At 71.9% G+C, this 21157-nt stretch carries 22 protein-coding genes and 1 tRNA gene; 12 read left to right on the plus strand and 11 right to left on the minus strand.

Going from position 1 to position 21157, the window contains the following annotated elements; translation table 11 throughout:
• Positions 1–7: 7 nt before the first annotated feature.
• The 4 genes from OG906_RS03045 to OG906_RS03060 all read right to left on the minus strand — a co-directional run bounded on the left by OG906_RS03045 (position 8) and on the right by OG906_RS03060 (position 4045).
• Entirely contained in the window at positions 8–988 is a 981-nt protein-coding gene (locus tag OG906_RS03045; protein WP_267800554.1) for a YihY/virulence factor BrkB family protein, read from the minus strand.
• Positions 989–1039: 51 nt separating this feature from the next.
• Positions 1040–2782 (minus strand): diacylglycerol kinase family protein, encoded by a 1743-nt coding sequence (locus OG906_RS03050; protein WP_329439702.1) that lies wholly within the window; start codon positions 2780–2782, stop codon positions 1040–1042.
• Between the two features lie 153 nt (positions 2783–2935).
• Positions 2936–3478 carry a hypothetical protein gene (locus OG906_RS03055; RefSeq protein ID WP_329439704.1) on the minus strand — a complete coding sequence of 181 codons (543 nt, stop codon included), beginning with the start codon at positions 3476–3478 and terminating at the stop codon, positions 2936–2938.
• 264 nt (positions 3479–3742) lie between these two features.
• Positions 3743–4045, minus strand: a complete 303-nt coding sequence (locus tag OG906_RS03060) for a hypothetical protein (RefSeq protein ID WP_329439705.1) — start codon at positions 4043–4045, stop codon at positions 3743–3745.
• 604 nt (positions 4046–4649) lie between these two features.
• Here OG906_RS03060 and OG906_RS03065 point away from each other — a divergent pair.
• The 4 genes from OG906_RS03065 (at position 4650) to OG906_RS03080 (ending at position 6435) form a co-directional block, all read left to right on the plus strand.
• A tRNA-Met gene (locus OG906_RS03065) sits at positions 4650–4723 on the plus strand.
• 208 nt (positions 4724–4931) lie between these two features.
• Positions 4932–5111, plus strand: coding sequence for a DUF6480 family protein (locus OG906_RS03070; RefSeq protein ID WP_267800550.1), 180 nt, complete (start codon positions 4932–4934; stop codon positions 5109–5111).
• 149 nt (positions 5112–5260) lie between these two features.
• The gene (locus tag OG906_RS03075) at positions 5261–5776 is read left to right on the plus strand and encodes a DUF4383 domain-containing protein (protein WP_329439708.1); all 516 of its coding nucleotides are present in this window, start codon (positions 5261–5263) and stop codon (positions 5774–5776) included.
• Between the two features lie 161 nt (positions 5777–5937).
• Positions 5938–6435: a hypothetical protein gene (locus OG906_RS03080; RefSeq protein ID WP_267800548.1), complete on the plus strand. Its 498-nt coding sequence runs from the start codon at positions 5938–5940 to the stop codon at positions 6433–6435.
• Between the two features lie 255 nt (positions 6436–6690).
• Here OG906_RS03080 and OG906_RS03085 read toward each other — a convergent pair whose 3' ends face one another.
• The 6 genes from OG906_RS03085 to OG906_RS03110 form a co-directional block, all read right to left on the minus strand.
• Complete coding sequence (locus tag OG906_RS03085) at positions 6691–7860, minus strand: LLM class flavin-dependent oxidoreductase (protein ID WP_329439710.1); 1170 nt, start codon at positions 7858–7860, stop codon at positions 6691–6693.
• Positions 7861–7904: 44 nt separating this feature from the next.
• Complete coding sequence (locus tag OG906_RS03090) at positions 7905–9122, minus strand: SfnB family sulfur acquisition oxidoreductase (protein WP_329439712.1); 1218 nt, start codon at positions 9120–9122, stop codon at positions 7905–7907.
• Position 9123: 1 nt separating this feature from the next.
• Entirely contained in the window at positions 9124–9675 is a 552-nt protein-coding gene (gene ssuE, locus OG906_RS03095) for an NADPH-dependent FMN reductase (RefSeq protein WP_329439714.1), read from the minus strand.
• A gap of 122 nt (positions 9676–9797) precedes the next feature.
• The gene (locus OG906_RS03100) at positions 9798–11024 is read right to left on the minus strand and encodes an acyl-CoA dehydrogenase family protein (RefSeq protein ID WP_329439715.1); all 1227 of its coding nucleotides are present in this window, start codon (positions 11022–11024) and stop codon (positions 9798–9800) included.
• Positions 11025–11086: 62 nt separating this feature from the next.
• The gene (sfnG, locus tag OG906_RS03105) at positions 11087–12211 is read right to left on the minus strand and encodes a dimethylsulfone monooxygenase SfnG (protein ID WP_329439718.1); all 1125 of its coding nucleotides are present in this window, start codon (positions 12209–12211) and stop codon (positions 11087–11089) included.
• A gap of 216 nt (positions 12212–12427) precedes the next feature.
• A complete protein-coding gene (locus tag OG906_RS03110; protein WP_329439720.1) occupies positions 12428–12604 on the minus strand; it encodes a putative leader peptide in 177 nt (58 codons plus the stop codon).
• Positions 12605–12685: 81 nt separating this feature from the next.
• Between OG906_RS03110 and OG906_RS03115 the strand changes: the two genes are divergently transcribed.
• The 3 genes from OG906_RS03115 to OG906_RS03125 all read left to right on the plus strand — a co-directional run bounded on the left by OG906_RS03115 (position 12686) and on the right by OG906_RS03125 (position 15439).
• Complete coding sequence (locus OG906_RS03115; RefSeq protein WP_329439721.1) at positions 12686–13633, plus strand: LysR family transcriptional regulator; 948 nt, start codon at positions 12686–12688, stop codon at positions 13631–13633.
• A 159-nt stretch (positions 13634–13792) separates the two neighbouring features.
• Positions 13793–14761 carry an ion transporter gene (locus OG906_RS03120; protein ID WP_329439723.1) on the plus strand — a complete coding sequence of 323 codons (969 nt, stop codon included), beginning with the start codon at positions 13793–13795 and terminating at the stop codon, positions 14759–14761.
• An 84-nt stretch (positions 14762–14845) separates the two neighbouring features.
• Positions 14846–15439 (plus strand): putative glycolipid-binding domain-containing protein, encoded by a 594-nt coding sequence (locus OG906_RS03125; RefSeq protein WP_329439725.1) that lies wholly within the window; start codon positions 14846–14848, stop codon positions 15437–15439.
• A 185-nt stretch (positions 15440–15624) separates the two neighbouring features.
• Here the strand turns inward: OG906_RS03125 and OG906_RS03130 are convergent, their stop codons facing one another.
• Entirely contained in the window at positions 15625–17241 is a 1617-nt protein-coding gene (locus tag OG906_RS03130; RefSeq protein WP_329439728.1) for a phospholipase D family protein, read from the minus strand.
• A gap of 185 nt (positions 17242–17426) precedes the next feature.
• On the opposite strand from OG906_RS03130, the gene OG906_RS03135 reads away from it, so the two are divergent.
• From OG906_RS03135 to OG906_RS03155, 5 genes are all read left to right on the plus strand, one after another.
• A complete protein-coding gene (locus OG906_RS03135; RefSeq protein WP_329439731.1) occupies positions 17427–18719 on the plus strand; it encodes a phytase in 1293 nt (430 codons plus the stop codon).
• A 236-nt stretch (positions 18720–18955) separates the two neighbouring features.
• Positions 18956–19369, plus strand: coding sequence for an ATP-binding protein (locus OG906_RS03140; protein ID WP_267800541.1), 414 nt, complete (start codon positions 18956–18958; stop codon positions 19367–19369).
• An 82-nt stretch (positions 19370–19451) separates the two neighbouring features.
• Positions 19452–19877 carry a DUF6003 family protein gene (locus tag OG906_RS03145; RefSeq protein ID WP_329439734.1) on the plus strand — a complete coding sequence of 142 codons (426 nt, stop codon included), beginning with the start codon at positions 19452–19454 and terminating at the stop codon, positions 19875–19877.
• A 265-nt stretch (positions 19878–20142) separates the two neighbouring features.
• Positions 20143–20550 carry a PPOX class F420-dependent oxidoreductase gene (locus tag OG906_RS03150; protein ID WP_267800538.1) on the plus strand — a complete coding sequence of 136 codons (408 nt, stop codon included), beginning with the start codon at positions 20143–20145 and terminating at the stop codon, positions 20548–20550.
• 156 nt (positions 20551–20706) lie between these two features.
• Positions 20707–21105 (plus strand): nuclear transport factor 2 family protein, encoded by a 399-nt coding sequence (locus tag OG906_RS03155; protein ID WP_329439736.1) that lies wholly within the window; start codon positions 20707–20709, stop codon positions 21103–21105.
• Positions 21106–21157: the final 52 nt, after the last annotated feature.

Here is a 21157-nt window from a genome sequence, read left to right on the forward strand (position 1 = left end):
GGTCTCGTCAGACCCCGGGGTCGTCGGTGATCGGGGCCGCCACCCCGGCCCGTACCGCTTCCAGTTGGGCGGCGAACGCGAGGCCCAGGAAGAGGGCGAGCGAGGTGAGGTAGGACCAGAGCAGCAGCGACATGAAGGCGCTGAGGGGTCCGTACACGTTGCTGAAGGAGCCGCTGGCCCCGACGTAGAGACTCAGTCCCCACGTCGCCACCAGCCACAGCGCCAGGTAGACGCCGGCGCCGAAGGCCAGCCAGGTGTAGCCGGGCTGGGTGCGCCTCGGGGAACGGCGGAAGATGGCGCTGGTGGCGATCACGGCCAGCAGGATGCCGACGGGCCAGCGCAGGATCTCCCACACCCGGGTGGTGGTCGGACTCAGCTGGTAGACCTCCGCGACGGCCCGGGTGAGGTCGGCGCCGAGGACGGTGACCGCGAAACTCAGTCCCAGGGGCAGCCCGGCCAGCACGGCCATCATCAGCCCTCGGGTGTACTTGCGCAGGAACGGGCGGTCGCGTTCCACTCCGTAGATGCGGTTGGCCCCGCGTTCCACCTGGCACAGGCTGGTGGTGATGTTGACCACCGAGAACAGCAGTCCGAGCCAGAGCGCGGCCTGGCTGCCGTCGCCGACCTGGCGGCGGCTCTGTAGCAGGGCGTCGTCCACGACGTCCTGGCTGGGGCCGCTCGCGAGCCGCCGGATCGTCAGTTCGGCGATCCGGCCTATGTCCTCGGTGTGCAGCACGCTGGAGAGGCCTATGACGGCGATGGCCAGGGGGACGATCGACAGGACCGTCTGGAGCGCGAGCGCCCGGGAATGGCTGAACCCGTCGGCGTAGCGGAACCTCATGAAGGCGTCCCGTACGAGTCTCCATCCGCCGTGGCGGCGCAACGCGGCCCACGCCTCCTCGGCGGACAGTTCCTCGCCCTCCATCCGCAGCTCCGCCTCCACCGCCATCACGTCGCGGCGCTGTGGTACCCGAGTCGCTGTGCCCATGCTGTCCAACCCCCCGTTGCAGGTCCGTAGGTCTTCGTTCCGCGCGCACGTTCAGCCGGCGGTGGTGACGGCGCTGCCTTCCGGCACGCCCGCGGCGACGCGCGGTCGCGGTGTCGGCAGGCACAGCCGCAGCGCGCCCGGTTCGACCTCGGCGGTCAGATGGGCACCCGACGTGACGGCGTCGCCGTCGAGCTCGCGCGGCTGCGGCCCGGTGAAACGGATGTCGATCCGCGCGGCGTTGAAGTACTCCAGTGCGCCACCGGCCACGGCGCCGGCGGGTGTGCCGGGCGCGGCGGATGCCCGACCGGGCAGGGTGCGGGACAGGACGTGTCCCGCCGCGACGAGCCATCCGGCGGCGCCGCGCGGGTCGAGGAGCACCATGTCCAGGCGGCCGTTGTCGGGTCGGGCGTCCGGTAGGAGCGGCAGCCCGCCCTGGAGGGTGCCGACGTTGCCGATGACGACCATGCGGGCCCGTCGTTCCAGCGCGGCGCCGTCGTCGAGCCGGATCGAGAGCCGCATCCTCGGGTCGCGGAGGTGGCCGACGGCCGACACCACGTACGCGGCCCAGCCCACCCGGTCCTTGAGCCGGTCCGATGTGTCCCGGACCATGGCCGCGTCCAGGCCGGCGCCGGCCATCACCGTGAAGCGGGCGGGTTCGAGCCCGTCGCCGCTCAGCCTGCCCATGTCGATGCGGGTGGTCCTCCCGGACAGGGCGGCGTCCAGTGCCTCCGCGGGATCCGCGGGGAGCCGCAGGTTGCGGGCGAGGAGGTTCCCGGTGCCGCAGGGGACGACGGCCAACGCGATGTCCGTGCCGGCGAGCACCTCGGCGCAGGCGCGTACGGTGCCGTCGCCGCCGCAGGCCACGACCAGGGTGGTTCCGCTGTCGCCGATCCGCGCGGCGAGCCCGCCGCTGGGGTCGTCGGCCGAAGTCGGCGTCCACACCTGGTCGGTGTGGCCCCGGTGGTGCAGGACGGAGCGCACTCGCTCGGCCAACTCCTCGTCGCAGGAGTGGGGATGACGGACCACGACGACCCGACCGGCTCCGAGTCCCTCGGGGTCCGCGTCGGCGTCGGCATCGGCATCGGCCGGGGTTCGGGTCGTGGGGAGGGCGGCGCCGCGGGCGTCGTCCCGTCGGGCGTGGGCGGGGAGGAGCAGCGCGTACCCCACGACGAACAGCGTGCAGGCGCCGTTGAGCAGGCCGCCCAGTACGTCGGAGGGGTGGTGCATTCCCCGGTACAGCCGGGACAGGGCCACCGCGACGGGGATCAAGGCGAGGGCGCCGACCGCGAGAACGCGTCGGACGCCGTGCAGTCGGGTGGCCGCGAGCACGGCCAGTCCTCCGAACAGCGCGGTGGCGGCCCCCACGTGGCCCGAGGGGAAGCTCGACGTCGGCGGAGCGGGGTCCAGGTGGGGCACGTCGGGGCGGGAGCGCTCGACGACGAGTGTCACGAGGAGGAAGACGGCCGATTGCGCCGCGACGGACAGGGCCAGGAACGCCGCTTCCCTCCGCCACGCCACACGGGGCAGCAACAGCAGTGCCGCGACGAAGAGGAGGGTCAGACCGATCACGCTCTGGGTGCTGGCCAGCAGGGACAGCCACTCCGAGAGCTCCGTGAAGGGTTCGCCGCGATGCGCGGCGAAGGCACGGTTGACGCCGTCCTCCGCCGACAGCGGCCACCGACCCGCCAGGGGAACGGTGATCAGCAGGCCCAGGCCCGTCATCAGGGCGACGTGCACGGGGAGAAGCAGCAGCATGCCGCCGCGTCTGGCGGCATCGCCGCGTTCGTTGCTCATTGACGCCGTGTTACCCGGCGGGGCCGAGTCATGCGCCCTGTGGGCGCCGGTCGGATCACCGGCGCCGTCGGTCGATGCGCGCCGTCGGCGCGGTGTCCGGTCGAGGCGCGCGTACTTCCTCTTCCGGGCGGGCGGCGCGCACCCGGAAGGGGGTCAGCGCGGGAGTCGGGTGGGGCCGCCGTAGCGGGGGCGGCGGCGCTTGACGGTCGATTCGGGTGCGGGTTCCGGGTTGGAGAATCCCCCCGGCACGACGGGCCGGGCCGGTGCGGGGCCGGGTGCACTCGCGGGGGCGGCCGGCGCGGTGAGGGGGCGCTCGGCCCGCCCGAGCACGACGACATGGGAGATGAGGGGGGCGCAGGCCTGGCAGATCTCGGCCAGCGTCCAGACCTGGCCGATGGCCGGGTTGTGGACCAGCAACAGCATGGGGGCGCCGAAACAGCTCGCCCGGGTGTCCTCGTGGAGCGAGCACTCGGCCGCACGGCAGGCACAGTCCGCCTGCGGCTGGACGGTGACCAGCCGGGCGTGAGCCCGGGCGTGCTCGGCGGCGAAGCGGCGCATGGCGTTGGTGTCCCGGGACCGGGGAGGCATGCGGCAGGTGGGGGTGCTGCAGGTGAGGGTGACGGTGTGGTCGGCGTGGCCGGTGAGGCGGATCGTCCAGGTTCTACCGGGGACGCGCGAGCCAGGAATGATCGTCAAGTCAGACGTCCGTTCGGTGATGCGGTGAAGTCGGTCGGGGTAACTATTCCCGTGTCCGGGCCTGTCGGCACAAATGGATTGCGCGCGGTCTGTCAGCACGGGCGGACAGGGCGCGCACGGCGTCTCGCGCGGTGCGCGACGGAGCGTCTGCCGGGTCCACGACCAGGGCTCTTTGTCGCACGCAACCCGGTCGGATGTCAACGCCGCCCGGCCGGGAGGGCATCGTGCAAGGGCCGGCCGGGGCGCGCGCCGCGGTCCGTCCGGTCAGTACAGGAGGATCCGGGTGACGACCACCTGCGGCGGTTCCGCGTCCTCGGCGATGACGTACTCGACGATGCCCAGCGTCCCGTCGTCACCCAGCGGCAACAGCCGACACTCCGGCCACTCCTCGGCTGTCGTGCTGCCCGGCACGAGCCCGCGGGACTCCCCGATGCCGACCATCGCCGCGATGATCGCCCCCATGGCCCACGGGGGCAGATTCGGGTCGATCATGAATCGGGCGACGTCCTCGGAGAGCACGCAGGGCAGGCCTACGGGGTCGCTCTCGCCCTCGTGGGTGTCACTCAACTGGCCGTCCCATCGCCCTTCGACACGGTCGTGTGGTTCGAGTGTGCCCTGTGGGACTCCGCGGTGGGCCCTTGCCCGACATACTGCCGCCCGTGACCCGTACGTGGCGGCCGAATTGACGCACGGCCGGGCACGACAACCATCACACGCTCGCCCCCGAACCGCTTCGGCCGTCAAGTACGGCGCGGGAGAACGGCTTTGCTCCAAGAGGGGGTTTACCTCACGCCGGGCGGGTCATACGCGTCGTGCGGCGGGTTGCCACTTCGAGTGGTGCGGCGACCCGTCGAGATCGGTAGGCGCGCGTGCCCGTCCCCCCGGCCGCGCGCCCGCCGACCGGCACGATGCTGCCGTCCCGTCGCACGCGGCGCCGGGCTCGGGTGTTCCCCCCACCCGGAGCCCGGCCGAGCCCCCGGCGGCCACTGCCCGAACCAGCGGCCCTCGGGCACGGACGGGACGGCAGCACGTCATCGGCCTCCGCCCGGGACCTGTGCGGGGCACCCCGCACCTGTATCGGGTGCCCCGCACCCCGTACCCGTGGCTTCGCCGGCCTCGGGGCACCGTGGCGAGAGGCGGGCCGTGCGTCGCGTACAGTGGGGTTTACCGACGCGGGGTGGAGCAGCTCGGTAGCTCGCTGGGCTCATAACCCAGAGGTCGCAGGTTCAAATCCTGTCCCCGCTACTGAAGGTCCGGCCCCCGACGCCCAGGCGTCGGGGGCCGGACTGTTTTCCCCCGGGACTACCGCATCGGCGGTCGGCGTCGGCGGTCGGTTCAACCGCTGCACGATCGATGCGATGTGCGGGGCGGAGTCCACGCGTCCATGGTGGAGACAAGGACGACACCCGGGACCTCAGTCACCGGTCCGTCCTCGTCTGGACAGGAAGATGCCATGTCCGATCGACGCGTCCCGCCGGGAGAGACCCCTCCCGGTGAAGGTTCCATCGCCGAGGCCCACCAGGAACGGGCCGATGGCGGGATCTTCGAACACCCTCGGGCCCTGCTGGCCCTCATCGCCTTCGGGGCGGTGCTCTTCGCGGCGTTCTTCGCCGCCCGCATCGCGGGCTTCTGACCACTCCCGCCGACCGTCCGGCGCTCGGCGGTACCCGCGCGGCCCGGGACCGACGCGGGCTCTCGGCACGCCCGATCGGACCTGATCCGACAAAATTAGGCAAAATCGATGCAAGTGGACGCTCCCCCGCACGCGAGAGGCGAGGAACCATGCAGCTCAAGGACGAACTACCCGTGGATCACAAGCTCGCCGGGATCTACCGCTACGGCGCGCTCGTCTGTGGCCTGATCCTGCTGGCCTTCAGCGCCCTCGGTTTCGCGGACGCGCTGAGTCCGTTCGACACCTCGGGCGGGCGGATCGCCGGCATGACGACGAACTCCACGCTCAGCGCGATCTCGCTGGTCGTGGGGCTGGCACTGGTCGTGGGCGCCTTCATCGGGGGAAACTTCGCCTCGATGCTGAACATGATCGTCGGCGGGCTGTTCGTGCTGAGCGGCTTCGCCCACCTCTTCGTGCTCGACAAGCCGGCGAACGTGCTCGGCTTCGGCATGAGCAACGTCGTGTTCAGCTTCCTCATGGGACTGCTGATCATGACCTTCGGGATGTACGGGCGGGTCTCCAGCAAGCTGCCGCACGACAATCCGTACTGGCGACAGCGCCACACGGCCGAGGGCGGTCCGGAGCGCGCCACCCCGGCCGCAGCCCTGGGTGAGCTGGGGAAATAGGCCGGGCGGTGTCACCCGTCGGCGCGTGCGGCGGTCCGGTCGGCACTCCGACCGGACCGCCGTTCGAGTGGTAGCGGCACCGGGTGGCGCAGTACCGCGCTGCGCGGACCGCCGCAGTGGGCATGCATCGCCGTGGCCGTTCCCGGACCGAAGGAGCACGCATGCACGGGCAGATGCTCGGGATCTACCTCAACGACCACCTGGCGGGCTCCACGGCCGGCGTGGGGCTCGCCCGACGCATCGCCCGCGCACACCGACGCACACCCCGCGGGCCGGAACTGGCCCGTCTCGCGAACGAGATCGCCCAGGACCGGCACGACCTCCTGGCCATCATGCACTCCCTCGGTCACGCCCCGCGCCGTCACAAGGTCCTCGCGGGTTGGGCCGGAGAGCGGGCTGCCCGCTGGAAGCTCAACGGCCGCCTGGTGCGGCGTTCGGGCCTGAGCCGGCTCGTCGAGCTGGAGACGTTGCGTCTGGGCACCGAGGGCAAGGCGTGCCTGTGGGCGACGCTGCTGGTGGTGGCGCCGGGGCAGACCGGACTCGACCAGGAGCGTCTGCAAGGGTTGCTGGACCGGGCCCAGGAACAGATCGACACGTTGGAGGGCCTGCGCCTGACCGCGTCGGCCAAGGTGTTCACCGCCGGCCGCGCGACGGCCTGAGGCGTCACGCGGCCGGCGGTGAACCGGTGGGGCATCGGGCGGTCCGCGCGAGGCGCGGCGCCGACCCGGTGAACTCAGCGGGCCCGGTGCCGGGCTCGACTGCCGCCCTGGTAGGCCAGGACGGCGGCGAGGATCATCGGTGCGACAAGAAGAGCCACCACACTCATTGCGCTTCCCTTTCTCCTGGGGTCCTCCTCCGTCTCACCCGATACGGCCGGGCCAAACCCGTACGACTCATCCGCAATGCGCCTTCGCTCATCGCCGCGCCGGTGCCGCGAAGGGGATCGAGGTCTCCTGCCCGGTCGCCGACGGGGCACCGCCCGGACGGGTCCACAGCCCCGCACGCTCCAGCCTCGGCAGCACGCCCTCGCCGAACCAGTACGCCTCCTCCACGTGCGGGTGGCCGGACATGACGAACTCGTCGATGCCCAGCCGGTGGTACTCCGCGACGCGCTCGGCGACCTCGTCGTGGCTGCCCACCAGGGCGGTGCCCGCGCCGCCCCGGACCAGGCCGATCCCGGCCCACAGGTTGGGTGAGACCTCCAGTCCGTCGACCGAGCCCCCGTGCAGGGCCAGCATCCGGCGCTGCCCCTCGGATTCGCTCCTCGCCAGCCCTTCCTGTACGGCGCGCACCGCGTCGGGGGAGAATCCCGCGAGCAGCCGCCGCGCCTCGGCCCACGCCTGCTCGGCGGTGTCCCGGGTGATCACGTGCAGGCGGATCCCGAACCGTACGATCCGGCCCTCCTTCGCCGCGAGACCGCGGATCCACTCGATCTTCCGTGCCACGTCGGCCGGCGGTTCGCCCCAGGTGAGGTACACGTCGCTGTACCGGGCCGCGACCTCGCCCGCGGCGGGTGAGGAACCGCCGAAGTAGACCGGCGGCACCGGCTGCGGGAGCCGGCCCAGCCGGGCGTCCTCGACGCGCAGATGGCGGCCGTCCCGGGTCACGCTCTCGCCGCGCCACAGGCTCCGTACGATGTCCAGGAACTCGCCCGTCCGTTCGTACCGTTCCTCCTTGTCGAGGAAGTCGCCGTAGGCGCGCTGCTCGTGGCTCTCCCCGCCGGTCACCACGTTGAGCAGCAGCCGGCCGGGGGCGTGGCGTTGGAAGGTGGCGGCCATCTGCGCGGCCAGCGTCGGGGAGACGAAGCCGGGCCGGAAGGCGACGAGGAACTTCAGCCGTTCGGTCTCGCGCGCCAGCATGGCAGTGGTCAGCCAGGCGTCCTCGCACCACGCCCCGGTGGGGGTGAGCGCGCCCTCGAAGCCCAGTTGTTCGGCCGCGCGGCCGATCTGGGCCAGGTAGCCGAGGTCGGCCGGGCGCTGCCCGTCGGCCGCTCCCGCCGCGCCTGCCGGTACGCCGTGGCCGCCCCCGATGACGTGCCGGCTGTCGCCGTAGGTGGGCAGGAACCAGTGGAAGGTGAGATTCACGAGGGTCTCCAGGACGTACGGGGATCGAGGCAGGTGACGGCGGGTCAGAGCAGGCCGTGGCGCGGTGGCCGGGTGCCGCTCAGGACGTGGCGGCCGATGTGCTGGACCTTCCAGCGCACGGGGTCGTGGAGGGTGTGCGTGCGCGCGTCACGCCAGTGGCGGTGCAGGTTGAGGCCGTCCAGGGCCGATCGCGTACCCGCCAACTCGAACAGCGCGCTGCCCGTTTCGACGGCCGTCCGCGCCGCGTGCACCTTGGCCGCGGCCACCGCGATGGAGGCGGAGGCCGCCGTGTCGTCGGTGAGCCGGCCGGCGGCCCGGTCCACGGCGTCGGCGGCAGCGGTCAGCAGCGCCTCGGACGCCCGGACCTGGATGGCGAGTTCCCCGAACCGCTGGACGAGCAGCGGGTCGTCGGCCGGTGTCGCGTACCCCTCCCCCACGGCCTCGAACCAGGGCCGGCTCTTGGCCCGCACGAAGGCGGCAGCTTCGGCGAGCGCGCCGGCCGCGATCCCCGCGTCGATGGCGGCGTGCAGCAACTGCGCGACGGCGCCGTGCAGTTGGGGACCCTGGAAGGTGAGGTGGTGCGGGACGATCCGGTCGGCGTCGACCACGACGTCGACCAGGTGCACGGTCCCACTGGCGGTGGTGCGCTGGCCCATCCCGTCCCAGTCGTCGACGACCGTCAGGCCGGGCGCGTCCGCCGGTACGTACGCGACGTGCAGCGCGTCGTCGCCGGCGCGGGCCAGGACCGGGATCCAGTGGGCGAACAGGGCGCCCGTGCTGTAGTGCTTCTCACCGGTCAGCAGGTACGAGCCGTCCGGTCGGGGGGTGAGGCGGGCGCGGATGTCCTGGACGTGCGCGGTTCCCTTCTCCGACTGCGCGTTGCCGAGGCGCCGGCCCGCCAGCACCTCCGCGAAGAAGAACTTCCGCTGGGCCTCGCCGCCCTGCCGGCGCAGCACGTTGACGTACACGAAGTGGCTCTGCGGGATCTGGGCGAGGCTGGGGTCTGCGGCGGCCAGCAGACGGAAGACCTCGGCGAGCGTACGGGCCCCGACGTCGGCTCCGCCGTGTGCGGACGGCACGGTGATCGCGAGCAGCCCGGAGGCCGAGAGCCGGTCGAGTTCCGCGCGGGGCAGGACGCGGCCCGCGTCCCGGTCCGCGGCCCCGACCCGGAACGCGTCGGCCAGCTCGGCGGCGACGGCCAGGGCCTCGGCCTCGTCGGCGATGACATGGGCGGGCGCCCCGCGGGCGGTGCCGTCGGCCATGTCAGGCCGCCAGCGGGGCGGTTTCGGCGGCCAGTGCGAGGGAGAACTGGTCGACGACCGTGTACAGGGCGGGGCGGGCGACCGGGTCCACGGTGACGGCACCGCCGGCCGGCGCCGTGATGTGCCCGTCGAGGACGAACCAGCCCTGCACGATGTGCCCCGCGCCCATTGTCGAGAGCACCGGGCGCAGCGCGTAGTCCACGGCCAGCACATGGGCGAGGGAGCCGCCCGTCGCGAGCGGCAGCACCGTCTTGCCGGCGAGGGCGCGCTGCGGCAGCAGGTCCAGCAGGGACTTCAGGAGTCCTGAGTAAGCGGCCTTGTATATGGGCGTGCCGATGATGACGCCGTCGGCCTCCTCGAACAGCCGGCGGGCGGCGACGATCTCCGGATGCGCGAAGTCGGCTCCGAGGAGTGCCTCCGCGGGGAGCGTCCGCACGTCGAGGGGAACCACGCGGTGGCCCTGGTCGACGAGCCGGGCGTCCAGGTGGCGCAGCAGGCCGGCGGTGCGGGACACGGGGGACGGGCTGCCGGAGACGGAGAGGATGGTGGCCATGAACGAATCACCTCGGGTGGCGACCCGTGTCGCCCGGCCTCGGGGCCGGGCGACACGGGTCGGGTAGGGGTCGGAAGGCTGCGGGTCGAGGCCCGGGAAGGAGGTCGGGGGCCGGGAGCGGGTCAGGAGTACCAGGTGGGCTCGGGCAGTTCGCCGGTGAGGACGAAGCGGCCGACCTCGCGCCGCTTGTAGGCGACCGGGTCGTGGAGGGTGTGCGTGCGGACGTTGCGCCAGAAGCGGTCCAGACCCTCGGCGCTCGTGGTCGAGCGGGCGCCGGTGACCTCGAAGATCCGCTGGGTGATCTCCAGTGCCGTCTCCGTGGCGACCGCCTTCGCCGCGGCCACCCGGACCTCGAACTCGCCGCGATCGCGCGGGGTGATCGCGTCGGGGTCGGCGTGCAGTCGCTCACCTTCCCGGGCGACCGCGTCGGCCAGTGCCTCGGCCTGCCAGAGCTTCGCGGTGAGGTCTCCGTAGGTGTCGATGACGTACGGCTCGTCCACCGACCGCTCGTGGCCGCCGTGCAGCCAGGGGCGGGTCCTGGTGCGGGTGTAGGTCGCCGCCGTCTCCAGTGCGCCGGCGGCGATGCCGAGGTAGAAGTTGATGAACACGAGTTGGATGACGGGCACGTTGAGGGTGTTGTAGACGCGCGGAGCGAACTTCTTGTCGGTGTACCCGGCCGCCGCCGACCAGGGCACGCGGACGCCGTCGATGCTCACGCCGCCGCTCTCGGTGAGGCGCTGGCCGATGTTGTCCCAGTCGTCGTGGAAGGTCAGGCCTTCGCTGTCGGAGGGGACGATGGCGAAGATGTGGTGGTCCGTTCCCTCCAGGACGCCTTCCAGGACGGTGACGTCGGAGACCTTGCTGCCGGTGGAGAAGCTCTTGCGGCCGGTGAACACCAGGGTGTCCCCGGCCTCGCCCTCCTCGCGCACCACCACGTCCTGGTCGCGGGGGTTGACGGCGCCGCCGAAGAACCAGCGTTCGCGGGCGGCCTCGGCCTCCACGTGCTCCCACTGGGCGGGGGTGCCGACCAGGCGTGCGGCCCAGTTCCACAGGTAGTGGTAGCCGAGGAGTTGGCCGATCGATCCGTCCGCCTTGGACACCTCGCGCACCACCCGGTAGGCGGTCGTCCAGTCCTGGCCGCCACCGCCATGCGCGACGGGCCCGAGCAGGGTCACGAGGCCGGAGTCCTTGAGCAGGCCGACCTCGGCGTACGGGGTGGCGCCGGCCTTGTCGCGGGCGGCGGCGTCGGTGGCGAGGATCGCGCCCACCTCGGCGGCGCGCGCGATCCAGCCGGGGGCGTCGGTGGGGGTGGGCAGGGTGGTCCAGTCGGCGGGCGCGGTGGTGCTCACAGGGATGATCTCCTCGCGGTCCGGGTGGTCGGGGGTGGGAAGGGGGCTGGGAAGGTGGCTGGTCAGGCCGGTACGGTGGCGGGCTCCCGCTCCGGCAGCGCGGCCTCCAGCTCGCGCACCAGAGGCAGGACGCGCTTGCCGAAGTACTCGACCTCCTCCAGGTAGTGCAGGAAGCCGAGGAGGAGCAGGTCGACGCCGAGCAGCTTGTAGGCGACGATGCGTTCGGCGATCTGCTCGGGCGTGCCGATCAGTCCGGTCCGGAAGCCGTCGTTGTACTGGACGAGGTCCTCGAACGTGGAGTCCTGCCACATGCCCTTGCCGTCGGCGGTCGACCGTCCTGCCTGACGGACGGCGGATCCGAAACCGTGCACCGCCTCGGTGTTCGCCTTCGCGACGATCTCGCGCAGCACCTCGCGCGCCTCGGCCTCGGTGTCGCGGGCGATCAGGAACCCGTTGAGTCCGAAGCGCACTCGTCGTCCGGCCGCGTCGGCCGATGCCCGGACGTCAGCGACCTGCTCGCGCACGCCGTCGAAGTCCTTGCCGTTGCTGAAGTACCAGTCGGAGACCCGGCCGGCCATGGCGCGGGCGGCGGTGGAGTTCCCGCCCTGGAAGATCTCCGGGTGGGGGCGCTCGGGGGTGTTCAGCGGCTTGGGCTTCAGTGAGAAGTCCCTGATGCGGTAGAAGTCCCCGGCCAGCTCGGCGTGGTCCTCGGTCCACACCGCGCGCAGGGCACGGATGAACTCCTCGGAGCGCCGGTAGCGTTCGTCGTGCTCCAACCAGGGTTCGCCCAGAGCGGTGAACTCGTCCTTGAACCACCCGCTGACGACGTTCACGGCGAAGCGGCCCTTGGACAGGTGGTCGGTCGTGGCACCGAGCTTGGCGAGCACGCCCGGGTGCCACAGCCCGGGGTGCACGGCGGCGATGACCTTGAGCCGCTCGGTGGCGAGGAGCAGGGCCAGGCTGAAGCTCGTCGACTCGTGCTGGTACTCCGCGCCGTAGCCGGCCATGTAGCGGACCTGGCTCAGGGCGTAGTCGAAGCCGCTGTTCTCGGCGAGAACGGCCAGTTCGCGGTTGTAGTCGTAGCCCCAGTCGGTGCGCTGTTCGATCGTGCTGGTGACGAGGCCACCGCTCACGTTGGGCACCCAATAGGCGAAGCTCAAAGGCGTGTCTGTGGACAGGAGGGACATGGGCACTCCGGATGTACGGGAATGAGGCAGGGGGCGGCCCGCGGCGGGTCGCCGAATGATTTTCGTGAAGAACTCGTTAAATCCGCGGGGCGGGTCAGCGGGTGGAATTCGGGCGGCCGAATGCCCGCTCACGGTCACGCTCACGGCCACGCCGGATAGGTGCGGATCCCTGCGGATCCGGGACACGGCGGGGCCCGACCCGGTCGAGCCGACAGGTCAACCCCGGTACGGACACAGGGCGCTGGAGACACGGACGAGGTCGACGTGACGGCGCCGGGTCAGTCCTGCGGGATTCCCTGGATTCCTCATCGCCACGTCACCGCCTTTCCGTACGCTCGACAGCCCCATCGCCATGGAGCGTACCGCTGGAACGCATCGGGGTCGATTCGGCATACTCGACCCGGTGACAGGGTTTCCCTTTCACCGAAACCGTCCGCTGCGGACGCGAGTTCGCCGGGTGAAAGGCGGTTTGTCTTGCGGATAGAACAGCTGGAATACATCACGGCCGTGACCCGGCTCGGATCGCTGCGCCGCGCGGCAGAGTCTCTGCACGTCTCCCAGCCGGCCCTGAGCGAGACGGTCCGCAATCTGGAACGCGAGCTGGGTGTCGACCTCCTGGACCGCCGCCGCTCCGGTGCCCGGATCAGCGACGCCGGCCGTGAGCTGTTGCCGCACATCGTCGGGGTGCTGGACGCGGTCGACACGCTGCGCCGCGCCGCCGACGCGCGGCACCGCACCACCCGCACGATCCGGCTGGGCACCGTGAACGCGGCGACGGTGCCACTGCTCGTGCCCACCCTTCAGGCGTTCCGCCGCTCCCATCCGCAGACCCTCATCGAGGTCACCGGTGGCCGACAGGCCGACATCCACCGGGAATTGCTGGAGGGTGGACTGGACCTCGGCCTGATCAACTATCTCCAAGGCGACGACAAGCCGCCAGGGCTGCACACCACCGAACTGCTGCGCGGGCGCCCCGTGGTGTGCGTGCGCTCCGACAGCCGGCTCGCGGCGCTGCCCGAGGTGTCGGTGGCCGAGCTCCTCGCGGAGCCGCTGATCGTGATGCGGGCCGGCTATGTGATGCACCGGTACGTGCACCGGCTCCTGGAGGGACGCGATCCGGTGTTCTCGTACTCCACGGACGGCGCCGAGATGGGGAAGCTGATGGTCGCCGAGGGGTTGGGGGCCACCGTGCTGCCGGACTTCAGCGTCACCGGCGACCCGTTGGAGCGCGCCGGGATCATCACCCAACGTCCGCTCGCGGGCGAGGTGCCGGCCGTGCTGATGGTGATCCAGCGCCCGCAGTCGACCACCACGACGAGGTCGGTGCACGCCCTGCACACGATGTTCGTGCGCAGCGCCGCGGCCTACACGGGGGCGGGTCCGGAGCGTGGGGATGCGACGGCGACCGTCGGGTGGCCGTAGGGGGTGTCCGCGCACCCCGATCGGGCGATGTGCCGTCCCAGGGCGTCTCGAATCCCGCCGGCCGGCGTTACACGACCCGGAACATGATCATCGCCCCGGCGTCCGTCGCGACGCGACGCGGTGGGCGGCCGGGGCCGCCGGATTGCACGAGGGAGCACGATGACCGACCTCACCGCGGTGGACGCGGGACGCAGGAGACTGGCCGCGCGGTGCCGCGAGGTGTGCGAGGCGCCGCCGTTCTCGATCGGCGTGTTCGCGGCGATCCTCCTCAACGCCGCGCTGCTGGGCGTCGAGACGTACAGCGGCCTCGCCGTCGACTACGGGCCCCTACTCCACCTGGCCGAACGATTCTGCGTGATCGCGTTCACCCTGGAGATGCTGGTCCGCCTGGGTGCGCACGCCGATCGACCGAAAGCTTTCTTCCGGGATCCCTGGAACGTGTTCGACCTGCTGGTCGTCTCCTCCGCCTTCGTGCCGTTCCTGCGGGAGAACACCACCCTGTTGAGGCTGCTGCGGCTCGCGCGGGTCCTGCGCACCGCGCGGTTCATGCCGCAGTTGCGCGTCCTGTTGGTCGCCGTGGGCCGCAGCCTGCCCGGCACCGTCAGCTTCCTGTTCGTCGGTGCGCTGATCCTCTACGTGTACGCGATGATCGGCTGGATCTGCTTCGCCGCGCACGACCCCCAGCACTACGGCTCCCTCGGCCGCGCCGGGCTGACCCTCTTCCTCCTGATGACGCTGGAGGGTCTCGGCGACGCCGTGCACGCCGGGCTGGCCGTCTCCCCCTTCAGCATCCTGTACTACGCCTCCTACGTCCTGCTCGCCTCGTTCGTACTCGTCAACGTGCTGATCGGCGTCGTCCTCAACTCCCTTGAGGAAGCACGTGAGATGGAGGCGGCCGAAGCCCTTCGGGAGAGCGCCGCGCACGCGGCCGACACACCCGCCCCATCGGTCGGGGTCGGCGCCGCGGGGGCGGAACCGGAGCCGGCCGACGCGCTGCGTCTGCGCATCGCCGCGGTGCGCAGTGCGCTCGACGACATGGAGGCCCAACTCGACGTCCCGCACGCCCCGGACGCGGCCTCGATCGGCGGTTCCCCTCCCCCGGCCCACGCCTCGGCCGGCGCCGTGTGAGGGATCGCGCGCCCGAGAGCGGGGTCGTACGGCGCGCGCGTGGTGGCCTGGCACCGGGGTCGCGGCGTGCGCGAGGATCTCCCCATGGACGACTCGGCACACTTCACGCGCACCTGGCAGGTCACGGCCTCGGGCGGATACGACACCGCGTGGGGGCGGTTCGAGGAGGACCGCCTCCAGGCGCGGGGCCGGGCGCTGGGGCTGGAGGACGGCCCGTACTGGGTCACGTACCGGCTCGTGACCGGTCCCCGCTTCGTCACGCGGGAGCTGCACGTCACCGTCGACGGTCCCGGTGCCGCGAGGCGTGAACTCGACCTGCGTCGGGACGAGGCGGGACGGTGGACGGTCGACGGGCAGCCGCGGGAGGAGTTCGAGGGCGCCCTCGACTGCGACCTCGGCCTGTGCCCGCTGACGAACACGATGCCCGTGCTGCGGCACGGGCTCCACCTGGGGGACGCGGGCGCACCGGAACGGCCGTTCCTGATGGCCTGGGTGTCCGTTCCCGATCTCGTCGTGACGCCGTCGGAGCAGGTGTACACGCCGCTGGGTCGCCACCGGGTCCGCTACGCCTCCGGCTCGTTCACCGCCGACGTCGAGTTCGACGCCGACGGGCTCGTCCGCCACTACCCGGGCCTGGCCACCGGCCTGCACGCCGGGCCCGAAGGGTCGGCGTCATGAAGGTGGTCCTGACGAGGACGAGCGTCGCGACGGGCCTCGCCGCACTCGCCGGGCCCGGAACGCCGCGGGGCGTCTGACGCGGGCCCGCGGGACCGTTCGCCCTTCCGTACGCGATGCGGAGTCCCGGTACGCGGTTTCGGAGCCCCGGTACGTGTTCCGGCGCCCCGGTACGCGTCGCGGCGTACTCAGAAGGCGTTGCGGCGTCGGAGCCCGAACGGACGGCCGTCGGGGTCGACGAGCAACCGGTACAACGGCATGACGACCCCGCGCGTGGTGCGCGACAGGTCGGGCGGGCGGTAGGTCCGCAGGCGGCCCGCCGGCCGGGGGCCCCCGCACCCGCCGTCGTGCCACGCGTCGAGTGCGGCGGCGCTCGACGCGAACGCGTCGAAGGCGGCGACCGGGTCGCACACGAGATCGGCCGGGTACCGTGAATCGGGGGCCGCGGCATCGAGGTGTTCGAGCGAGAGTTCCAGCCGCAGGTCCCTGGCGTGGCGGCGGGCACCGTCCCCGAGTCCTCCGGGGTCGAGCGGTGGGCGGACGTCGGCGGTCTCGTCCAGCACGGCGCAGTTGAGTTCCGAGTCGTGTGTCCAGGAGCGGAGGTTCACGTTGTCCGATCCGACCGAGGCCCAGACGTCGTCGATCACGCAGACCTTGGCGTGCACGTACACGGGAGTCCCCGCGTGGTTCTCCAGCCCGTAGATCGCGACGCGGTCGGCGCTCGCACGCCGCAGCGCCTCCAGCGCGGTGAGCCGTCCGACGAGGTTCATCGGCAGCGTGACCCGTCCGTCCTGTTCGGGGACCGTGGGGATCACGGCGATCAGGCGCAGTTCCGGGTTGTCGCGCAGCGCCCGGGCGAAGGACTCGACCACCTTCGGGGACCACAGGTACTGGTCCTCCAGGTAGATCAGCGCCCGCGCCCGCCGCAGCGCCTTGAGGTAGCTGCGCGCGATGCTGCGTTCCCCGTCGGGCGCGAAGGGGTAGCCGCGCCACAGCCGGTTGGGGTAGGTGCGCAGGATCTGTACGGCCTGATTTCCGCACGGTCGGGGGTCGGGCAGCTGAGGGGGAAGGCGGTCCGCGACCGTGTCCTCCCGGTCCAGGAGCGCGCGCAACCGGACCATCGGGCTGCGACTGAGGGGGCCGGGGTCGCACCAACGCTCCCGGAACCCCGCCTCGATGTCGCCGACGGCCGGGCCGCGGACGGCCAGTTGCACGTCGTGCCACGGTGGGCGGTCCCCGTAGGCGGAGGCGAAGGGCGGCGCCTGGGGGTCGCCGCGGTGCGAGGCGTCGTCGTTGCGGCCGTGGCAGAGGTCGATGCCACCGACGTACGCGACGTCGAGGTGGGGGCGCCCGGGATGGCGCAGGACGACCAGCTTCTGGTGGTGGGAACCCCCGGGGCGCACGCGCATGTCGAGCAGGCACTCGCCGCCGGCCTCCTCGATCTCCTCGCCGAGGTGGCGGTTCTCGCTCTCGCTGAACTGGAGCCCGTCCAGGTGGGAGCGCCAGATCAGCCCTTTGACGATGACTCCGCGCCGCGCCGCTTCGCCCAGTACGGCGCCGATCTCCGTGCCAGGGCCGTCGAGCCGCTCGTCGGGGTCGCCGCGCCAGTCCGTGAACAGCAGGAGATCGCCCTCGCGCTGCGCGCGGATCCCTTCCAGCAGTTCGGCGAAGTACGTCGCGCCGTGCACCAGGGGGCGCACCTGGTTCCCGCGGGTCCAGGCGGCTCCGTCGGGGTGGCGCGCGTCGAGCCGGGTCGCGGCGTTGCCGCGTTCATCGGCGGTGATCATCCAGTCACTGAGCTTCACGGGTGTAGGCCTCCGCCCTGGCGTCTACCCGCTCGGGGCGCCGTCATCCGGCGGTGTGCGGGACCGGTGGGGACGGAGTGTCGTGTTCACCGTGCGGACGTGCGGCGGCCGGGTCGCGTAGGTCGCCGCTTCGTGTCGCCGTTCGACCCTCGCCCTGTTCATGTACCTGACAGTCTGGAGTTCCCGTGACCCCTCCGCGCCGTCTGCACGCGGCATCCGTCGTCGCTGCCGCGCTCGTCGTCCTGACCGCGGCGGCCCCGCAGCAGGCACAGGCCGCGCGCCCGCTGCCCTCCGTCACCCCGCGGTCGGAGACGGCGACGCTGTACGACGACGAGGCCGGAGGCAACGCCAACGCCGACGATCCCGCGATCTGGCGCAACGCCGCCGATCCCGATCGCAGCCTGGTCATCGCCACCGCGAAGGAGGGCGGGCTGCGCGTCTACGACCTCGACGCCCGCCAGGTCCAGGCGGTCGCCGCGCCGTCCACGGGCGCGCCCGACGACGCCCCCGGGCGCTTCAACAACGTCGATCTCGTGCACGGTCTGCGCCTGTCCGGCGGACGGGCCGACGTGGCCGTGACCACGGACCGCGGGAACGACCGGCTGCGGGTGTACCGGGTGCAGGCAGGCCGGCCCGGTGGGCCGCTGGTCGACGTGACCGATCCGGGCGCTCCGCCGGTGTTCTCCGCCGACCAGGCCGAGATCAACGAGCAGCGGACCGCCTACGGTCTCGCCACCTGGACCGATGCCCGTACCGGTCGCTCGTACGCGCTGGTCAGCCGCCGCAACCAGACCCGGCTCGCCCTCCTGGAACTCACGCCGACGGCTGCCGGCACCGTCACCTACCGCACGGTCCGCACGCTCGACCTGCCGTCCTCGTTCCGGCTTCCGAACGGCAGGACGTGGAGCCCCTGCGCCGAGCCCGGGGAACTCCCCCAGGTCGAGGGCATGGTCGTCGACCCGGCCAACGGTGTCCTGTACGCGGGCCAGGAGGACGTGGGCATCTGGCGGCTGCCCGCCGACCTCACCGGCACGCCGAAGCTCATCGACAAGGTCCGCGAGTACGGCGTCCCCGGGGTGTACGACGAGAAGACCGAGGAGTGCGCCGCGGGCGCCGACCCGGGCTTCGGCGGCCGTCGGCTCGCCGCGGACGTCGAGGGACTGACCCTGGTCACGGGGCGTGGCGGCGACGGCCACCTGCTCGCGTCCAGCCAGGGCGACGACACCTTCGCGGTTTACGACCGGGAGGTCGACGAGCACAACGCGTACGAGGGCGGCTTCCGCGTGTCGGCCGCGAATGCCACGCTCGACGGCTCGGAGCAGTGTGACGGGGCGGCCGTGCTCAACGCTCCGCTGGGCAGGCGCTTCCCGCGCGGTCTGCTCGTCGTCCAAGACGGCCGGGACACCCCGGCGGACACGGAGCGGGAGGCCACCGGCTTCAAGTTCGTGGACCTGGGCAGCGTGCTCGACCGACTCTGACCCCATCGGGCTCCGCGCACGCGGAACCCCGCGGAAGCCCCGCGGCGCCGAACGTTCGGCGCCGCGGGGCTTCCGGCTCCCCGGGCCCGTTCGACACCGCCGGCCGGGAGCGGGACGATGAAAAGCGAAACCGCCACACCATCCGGTTCGGCTATCTGATGTCACTGTGTGTAAAGGATCTCACTCGGGGAACACGAAGGGTCCGACGGTCGAACCGACAAGGTGGGTGTGCGCGCATGAACGACATTCAGGCGACAGACACGTCAGTCCCCGCTGATCTGGTGATCGAGGACGATTGCGCGGCCGGCATCGCCCGGGCCCGCGACGTCGCCCGCGTCTACGCCGCCAGTCTCGATCCCGCCGCTCCGGCCGACACCTCGGACGCCCTCCAGCTCGTGGTCTCCGAGCTGACCACCAACGCCCTGCGGCACGGTGGCGGCCACTACACCCTCCACCTGAGTTCGGGACCCGACAGTGTGAGCGTCGCGGTGAGTGACAACAGCTCCGTACTCCCCCAGGAGCGCACCCCCGACCTCGCCGGACGTGCGGGCGGTTTCGGCTGGCACATGGTCCGCCACTACTGCCGCAGCCTGGCCGTCACCCTGGTGCCGGGGGAGGGAAAGACCATCCTCGCCGTCCTGCCCCTGTGACCGCGAGGACCGTGGCCGCTCCCCCGTTCACCCGTGTCCCGTTTCCCCGTATGCCGGATCGAGAGTTAAGCGAGATTGCGAAATGGCCGATGACGCCTACCTGTTCCTGCTCCCCGAACGCCATCCGCGGCTCGGGGCGGCCCTGGCCGCCGTGATGCCCCTGGAATGCGCCGAGACTCCCGCCGTCCACGGATGGCTGCAGGCTCACGGCACGTCAGAGTCGTCGGGGCACGTCAGGATCCTGCCGGCCGGGTCGGACGTACTCATTCCCGAGGACGCGGAGCGGCTTCCCGTCCCGCTGAGCGACGACGAGACGGCTCGCGTGCACCAGGAGTGCGCGTCCCCGTCGGTCACGCACATGGAAGCGGAACTCCTGGAGTACAAGCACACGACCGAGGACTGGGAAGCGCTCGTCCACCGGGCTCTGACCGCCGGCATTCCCGCGCCCCGGATCGTCCAGCTGACCGGCCTGGACCCGCAGAACGTCGCCCACCTGATCCAGGCGTGAGCGGTGGCGGCCCGCGTCCCTCGGGACGGCGGGCCGCTCACTCGTCCGAGTGAACACGACGGGTGACGCGCGACCGGGCGCCACCGCTGTCCCGCGCGGCCCCACCCTGTCCCGGGGTGCACCCGTGGCGTCGCCCGCCGGCCGACCGCCCGGCAACCGGCCTTCCGCGGCCCCCCTCCCGGCTTGCCGCGGACCACAGGCGTCCGCAGGCTGTTCTCGCTGATCTTCGATGACAGCGCTCAACCGTGGGAAAGGAATCCGTCCCGTGTCAGAGGCACTCTCCGACGACCTCAAGAAGCTGATCGACGACACCCCCGTCTTCGCGACGGTGGCCACGATCCAGCCCGACGGCAGCCCGCAGCTCTCCGTCACCTGGTTGGCCCGTGACGGCGACGACCTGTTGATCTCCACCACCGTCGGCCGTCGCAAGGAGGCGAACCTTCGCCGCGACCCGCGGGCCACCGTCATCATCAACCCGCCCAACGCCCCCTACACGTACGCCGAGGTGCGGGGCACCGTCTCCCTCACCACCGAAGGCGGGCAGGAACTGATCGACGCCCTCTCCCGCAAGTACACGGGCAAGGAGTACGCCGATTTCAACCCGGCCTCCAAGGACGACGCCCCGCGCGTGGTCCTCCGCGTGACGCCGCGCAAGGTCGTCGGCTCGCTCTGAGCCCCCCGTTCGACGGCGGGACGAGCTGCTGAGGCACGGGGCCGGAAGCCCCCCACCACCGGCCCCACCTTCTTCCGGGGGGTCGGCAGCAGCTCGCCCGGCAGCCCCTGTGCGCGGGGCTGTTCCTCGTCGCTGTCCGCTTGTTACTGTCGCGCCGTGTCGCGCATAGAGATCGATCTACTGACCGCCGAGTTCTTCGCCGCCTTCGACAACCGGGGTGGCAAGCGCGCCGACGTGGAGCGGATCCGTCGGCTCCTCCTCCCGGGCGGGGTGATCGTGAAGACCGGACCGGAGTTCACCGTCTACACCGTCGAGGAGTTCATCGCACCCCGTCGAGCCCTGCTGTCCGACGGCCGGTTGGTGGAGTTCACGGAGTGGGAAACCTCCGAACGGACCGAGATCGCCGGTGACATCGCGTCACGGTTCGGCGAGTACCGCAAGTCCGGGATCATGGACGGCGAACCGTTCGAGGGTGGCGGAACCAAGACCATTCAGTTCGTGCGCACCCCGGAGGGCTGGCGGATCTCGGCGCTCTCCTGGCACGACCGACCCTGACCGCACCCGCGTTCACGGGGTGGTTCAGCCGGTTCACGGGGACAGCGGGTCG

This window comes from Streptomyces sp. NBC_01426, from assembly GCF_036231985.1.
In the GTDB taxonomy this organism is placed as follows: domain Bacteria; phylum Actinomycetota; class Actinomycetes; order Streptomycetales; family Streptomycetaceae; genus Streptomyces.

Bases quoted from the DNA above. Each gene is read 5' to 3' on its own strand.
- OG906_RS03080 (WP_267800548.1), top strand. From the start codon at position 5,938: ATGCACGGGCAGATGCTCGGGATCTACCTCAACGACCACCTGGCGGGC.
- OG906_RS03075 (WP_329439708.1), top strand. From the start codon at position 5,261: ATGCAGCTCAAGGACGAACTACCCGTGGATCACAAGCTCGCCGGGATC.
- OG906_RS03070 (WP_267800550.1), top strand. From the start codon at position 4,932: ATGTCCGATCGACGCGTCCCGCCGGGAGAGACCCCTCCCGGTGAAGGT.
- OG906_RS03145 (WP_329439734.1), top strand. From the start codon at position 19,452: ATGGCCGATGACGCCTACCTGTTCCTGCTCCCCGAACGCCATCCGCGG.
- OG906_RS03125 (WP_329439725.1), top strand. From the start codon at position 14,846: ATGGACGACTCGGCACACTTCACGCGCACCTGGCAGGTCACGGCCTCG.
- OG906_RS03090 (WP_329439712.1), bottom strand. From the start codon at position 9,122: ATGGCCGACGGCACCGCCCGCGGGGCGCCCGCCCATGTCATCGCCGAC.
- OG906_RS03050 (WP_329439702.1), bottom strand. From the start codon at position 2,782: ATGAGCAACGAACGCGGCGATGCCGCCAGACGCGGCGGCATGCTGCTG.
- OG906_RS03045 (WP_267800554.1), bottom strand. From the start codon at position 988: ATGGGCACAGCGACTCGGGTACCACAGCGCCGCGACGTGATGGCGGTG.
- OG906_RS03110 (WP_329439720.1), bottom strand. From the start codon at position 12,604: ATGCCGAATCGACCCCGATGCGTTCCAGCGGTACGCTCCATGGCGATG.
- ssuE (WP_329439714.1), bottom strand. From the start codon at position 9,675: ATGGCCACCATCCTCTCCGTCTCCGGCAGCCCGTCCCCCGTGTCCCGC.
- OG906_RS03120 (WP_329439723.1), top strand. From the start codon at position 13,793: ATGACCGACCTCACCGCGGTGGACGCGGGACGCAGGAGACTGGCCGCG.
- OG906_RS03140 (WP_267800541.1), top strand. From the start codon at position 18,956: ATGAACGACATTCAGGCGACAGACACGTCAGTCCCCGCTGATCTGGTG.
- sfnG (WP_329439718.1), bottom strand. From the start codon at position 12,211: ATGTCCCTCCTGTCCACAGACACGCCTTTGAGCTTCGCCTATTGGGTG.